At 41.3% G+C, this 4,932-nt stretch carries 7 protein-coding genes; all 7 read right to left on the bottom strand.

Annotation, left to right across the window (positions count from 1 at the left end; all coding sequences use genetic code 11):
* The coding region (locus WMO25_RS14870; RefSeq protein ID WP_349085959.1) for a phage holin family protein at positions 1-328 on the bottom strand (328 nt) is incomplete at its 3' end.
* A 109-nt stretch (positions 329-437) separates the two neighbouring features.
* On the bottom strand, positions 438-911 hold the full coding sequence (locus WMO25_RS14865; RefSeq protein ID WP_256167580.1) for a hypothetical protein: 474 nt from the start codon (positions 909-911) through the stop codon (positions 438-440).
* A gap of 107 nt (positions 912-1,018) precedes the next feature.
* The gene (locus WMO25_RS14860; protein WP_349085958.1) at positions 1,019-1,876 is read right to left on the bottom strand and encodes an RHS repeat-associated core domain-containing protein; all 858 of its coding nucleotides are present in this window, start codon (positions 1,874-1,876) and stop codon (positions 1,019-1,021) included.
* A 14-nt stretch (positions 1,877-1,890) separates the two neighbouring features.
* Positions 1,891-2,421, bottom strand: coding sequence for a hypothetical protein (locus WMO25_RS14855; protein ID WP_349085957.1), 531 nt, complete (start codon positions 2,419-2,421; stop codon positions 1,891-1,893).
* A gap of 37 nt (positions 2,422-2,458) precedes the next feature.
* Entirely contained in the window at positions 2,459-3,148 is a 690-nt protein-coding gene (locus WMO25_RS14850; RefSeq protein WP_349085956.1) for a hypothetical protein, read from the bottom strand.
* A gap of 200 nt (positions 3,149-3,348) precedes the next feature.
* On the bottom strand, positions 3,349-3,609 hold the full coding sequence (locus tag WMO25_RS14845) for a hypothetical protein (protein WP_349085955.1): 261 nt from the start codon (positions 3,607-3,609) through the stop codon (positions 3,349-3,351).
* A gap of 37 nt (positions 3,610-3,646) precedes the next feature.
* A partial coding sequence (locus WMO25_RS14840) for an RHS repeat domain-containing protein (RefSeq protein WP_349085954.1) occupies positions 3,647-4,932 on the bottom strand: 1,286 nt, incomplete at its 5' end.

Here is a 4,932-nt window from a genome sequence, read left to right as displayed (position 1 = left end):
TGTTTTTCAATACGGATAAACATTCACAGGCTGTAAACAGCAGACAGAAGAATTCGCACATCCCCAGTTTCTGAACACCCAGATCATGCACATATTCCTCAGGTATAAAAGCCAGAAGATTCACATGAATCAGTAAATCCGCCAGCATCAAAATCCCTACACTGACAACCATGGCCACCTTTCTGATAGCTCCGTCGATACCCACAGAACTGTTGAACTGTCGAAACTTGATGGCCCGAAGAACCCCCAGCAGTGTATCCGCGCAGATAGCCAGCATCAGGATTTCTATAAAAATGTTATTTGAAAACTGTAACATTAAATCCCTCATCTTTCATCAATCTCCTTTCCTCTCAATTTTTTGTTTGTATATTTTCAGTTTATTTTTCTTGTGGTAAGGGAATGCCCCGCAAGAATGCGGGGCATTGGAAATAAAATAATTAAAACTTAACCTTTGGCATCCTTACGCTCTCCGGTAACCAGCTTTTCACCAACGCATACGTCTCTTCTGTACATTCACATCCTACCGTTCCGGAAAATATAAAATCACTCAGACATTTCTTCTTTTTCTTAAAAGACATGACAAAATCTACACCGGCCTCATTTTTTCTCGTTGTTCCAAATTCCACTTCATAGTACTCATCCCAGTTGAAATGAACTGTCCATATTTTAAAATTAATATAAGTGATTGTAACCCCCGTTTCATCTATAACATATGATACTGAAAATCTCAAATAAATATACAACACAACCAAATACATAAACCCGATTCCTATAACAGTCTCACAAATTCCTGTTCCTTCCCTGCATAACAGAATGCCAAAAAAAACACAAACTATAAATAACCCAATAAAAGACCAACAAAATCCCTTATTTGAATATTGCTCTGGCAAACCGCCTCTTATTTCTTTCACGACTTTCTCCTCCCTGGCATAACCAAATCTTTTTGAGGCAGCAGCCAATTCTGCTGCCTCTTAATTATACCATCTCCTTTTACGCTTTGAAAAGATATACCAGTACATTAAACCGTATATTTCCATCTCTCTACACTGATTGAACCATCCGAATAATACTTCGTACATATCTCCCAACAGAAGCGACCCGAACCTGTATATTTCCGTTCCACACTGACTAACCATCTTCCCGAATATCCACTCTTTGAAGATGATGAGGAGGATGTTCTGGATGTATTATTTTTTCTGCTGCTGTTTGCTTTTGCAATGGACATATCATATATTCCACCTACGGCTGCTCCTAATATAGTGTTTCCATTTGACTCCAATACAGGAATCGGTGGTGCAAAAGCCAATCCTGTTACAGCTGTCTTTAGCATATCATTTAATGCCGCATTTACTCTTTCCTTAGCCGAACCATCTACGGAAAATAATGCAGCACCCCCAGAAACTGCAATGTTTCCCAACCACGTATACTGAAAAATCTGTGCACCCGTCCATCCTCGAATTATCCCTAATCCAGGTATTAGTCCTGATACAGCTCCTGATGCCAAACCAGTAAGGCCTGCAACCAGCGCTTCCTTCTTTGTCACTTTTCTTCCCTCGATCTCAGCAACTGCACCTGCTGTCATAACTCCTGATGCAAATCCAATAACCCCTCCGATTGCACCTTGGATAAAAATAGCTACTGGAAATGTTCCACTTTCATCCACTCTTCCGACCGGATTGCCGTCACAGTAGTTATACAGGTTCTTGTCATTCAGTGTTGTTTTGCTCATGCCCAGCACTGACAAACTGTCCACACTCATCATTCTGCCTAATTCCGGATTGTAATAACGGCTTTCCAGATAATACAGTCCTGTTTCTGTGTCATAATAGTAACCGCGGTATCTGAATGGGTTATCCACACCAAGTGTTGACGCCATGGAGCCGCCTGTCTTCAGAAGATTGCCCCTGTATCATAGCTGTAGTCCACAACCCACTGGCCGGATGCATCACACAAGCCAATGATGTCCTGCTGGCCGTTTTTGATATAATAGTAGACACTCTTTTTATAATAAATGGCTTCTATTTCACCGCCGGAATTGTAGATATAAGACTGATAACCCGAAGCATTTTTTTCTCCAAGGATCTGACTGCCATCTTCCTTTATCACATCCGTCAGGATACCATTGCCGCACCAACTGTATTTCCGGCCTTTGTATGCTGTCATATTACCTGCTGTGTCATAAGCAACAGCCTGTCCATCCACTGCTGTCATCTGGTCTTTCCATCCGTCTGCGTAAGCATATACCATTGTCTGTTCAGGCTGGCCTTCCAGATTTGCCTGTGTACTAAGGGCATAAACCTTCTTCTGAGTCACATTACCGCCTGCATCTCTGGTATAAATAATCGTTTTGTCTAAACAAAGCGCTGCCTCTTTGCCGAATTTGCAAAATATATTTCCCCCTGGTGAAAGAATGCGGGGCATTGAAGCCTACTACTTTCTCGACAATCTCGCAATATTTCTATGGAAATTCCGGCGATTTTTTTATATTCTCTGCTGTATAAGTCTTACCATTTACAGTAATCTGATAATCATCCTGCATATCTTGTACACATCCATAACAATAATATCTTTTTTGGTCCGTTCCTAAAAAAGAACTATCCATTAATCTGACTGTAAAATGTGTTCCAGCATTGTCTTCCAATGTAAGTTTCCCCATTGTCTCGCATGTTCCTGTGAAGTAGGTATCTTTTGTCCCTTTTATATAGTCTACATAAAAGAAAATATCTAAATCTTCATCTCGAATATCATTTGACAAAATTGCTTTTTGCACTCCAGCCGCACTTATCAGCTTATAACCTTTTTCACCCTTTCTTAACCACATATCCCTTCCTGCATAAAGCTCCTCATCTTGCCCTGATTCAAAAACAGCCATACAAGTATCTTGTCCTACTATGATATCCTCTATTTTGTCATTTGAAAAAGGTGCATTTATGTAATGTATTGCCTGCTCCGGCGTTTTAAACGTGATAAAAAGATTCTCTATCGGAGCTTCCGTTGAATATGGCATAAAAACAAATAATATAAACAAAAATACGACAAATATCAATGCCCGTATCTTTTTCTTCATACCATTTCTTTTAGTCTTTACCATGCATATTAACATAACAATCAATACAGAAATCCATATAATCCCTCTAACTATAAGCATCTTTCTTCCTCTTTCTTAATTCTTATTATAAGGCGATACATTCTGTATTATTGCCAGATTTGTACCACCTTATATTCTAATTTAATTTAAGCATTTTTCCTATCACCATGCAGGAACAACAGGCAAAATCATAAACACATCTCCAATTACCACTGATAAAGCTACTGCACCGATTGCTGCTCATCCGCCTACTCCTAAATCTACATATTCTGTTTGCTCAACCCCTTTTTTACAACTGTCGTTGCAGTTTTTATATGTGCTTTCATTTCAAAATTTGCATATCCTACTACCCTCTTTTTCCGATTCCCATGTTCTGAACACGTTGTTGATGTTGTTGAACCAATCTGAACATCGAATGGTGAAAAAAATGACTTTATTTTTCCAGTTACTGTTTTTTGTTTAGAACTTGGACTACTGAATGTTGATTTTGTACTTGCATATGCACCGAATGTATTTTTCACAAACCGTTTCGCCATAGGATATGCACTTTTTACTTTATTAGTCCTTCATTGCATTCTTAATATTTTTAAACAGCTTTCCATCTGGATCCATTGCATTGACCGGATTATTACCACAATAACAGTACACATTATGCCCCAAAATCCCCTGACCTGTTGAAGCATAACTATCCGCACTGATAAACCTGCAAATCTCCGGCTGATAATAACAGCTCTTCAGATAGTACATTCCTGTCTCATCATCATAGTAGTACCCCTTAAATCTGTACGGGTTGTCCTTATCAGGACTTGCTGCCATACTGCCTGTAATATTAAGCATATTACCCCAACTGTCATAAAAATAGTTTACTACAGACGCACCATTGGCGTCAACCAGTCCCGTAATCGTCATCAGGCCGTTACGTACATAATAGTAATCCGCGCCCTTATAACGGATAGCCATCAGCTGGCCGCTTCCATCATACAGATAATGCTGCCATACGCCGTTCTTCTTCTCAGACAGGACACTGCCGCCCGCTGTCAGGTATTCTGTTGTGATGCCGTTCACCTTCTTGGATGTCCGGATGCCTGATGCGTCGTAGGTATAGACTGCCTCTAAGCCATCACCTGTCACTTTCTCAAGCAGGCTTCCCTTTGTCCAGCTGTAGGTATACTTTCCGTCACTGAGCAGGTTGCCGTTGGCATCATAGGTGAAGTTCCTTGTCTTCCCGTCCATTGTAACCGATACCAGCTGGTCTTTCCATGTGCTGTCATAAGCAAACTTCTTGACAACAGTTCCATCGCCTTCTTCTTCACCACTTTCCGGGACCGGATAACTGCGCACTTCTGTCAGGTTTCCGCCTCCATCATACCAATAGCGGAAAATACTCAGCTGTCCCTGATCGACCTCCTTGATCAGCTGTCCCTGTGCATCGTACTCAAAGGTACTTGGCGCATGCTTTCCGCCTCTTGATATTCTGGAAACATTGCCCCAGTCATCATAGCCATAGCCCTCGACCGATGACTGTTCACCATTCGAATGTTCAATAGATGAAATCCGTCCTGTCTGTCCTCCGTCCGCTGCTGTGCCATAAGTATAAGTTGTCGTATGTTTCCCGCCGTTCCTCCTGATGGATGAAAGTCTTCCCAGCTTGTCAAAGGTCTTTTCTATCTTTGCACTGCCACAGATGACAGTTGTTTCACGGCTGTCCGCATCATAGGCTCTTGTCACGGTTCTCACGCCATCCGGTGTGGTCTGGACTTCCTTCACCAGACAGTCATTGACATCATAGGTATATCTGTAAGCGGTACCGTCATCAAAGACCGCTTCACACAGCCTGTCTGTCA

The organism is Coprococcus intestinihominis (assembly GCF_040096555.1).
Taxonomy (GTDB): Bacteria; Bacillota; Clostridia; order Lachnospirales; family Lachnospiraceae; genus Coprococcus_A; species Coprococcus_A intestinihominis.
This window is presented reverse-complemented; position numbering and strand designations above follow the sequence as displayed.

Bases quoted from the DNA above. Each gene is read 5' to 3' on its own strand.
- WMO25_RS14860 (WP_349085958.1), bottom strand. From the start codon at position 1,876: ATGGCGTCAACACTTGGTGTGGATAACCCATTCAGATACCGCGGTTAC.
- WMO25_RS14855 (WP_349085957.1), bottom strand. From the start codon at position 2,421: ATGCCCCGCATTCTTTCACCAGGGGGAAATATATTTTGCAAATTCGGC.
- WMO25_RS14850 (WP_349085956.1), bottom strand. From the start codon at position 3,148: ATGCTTATAGTTAGAGGGATTATATGGATTTCTGTATTGATTGTTATG.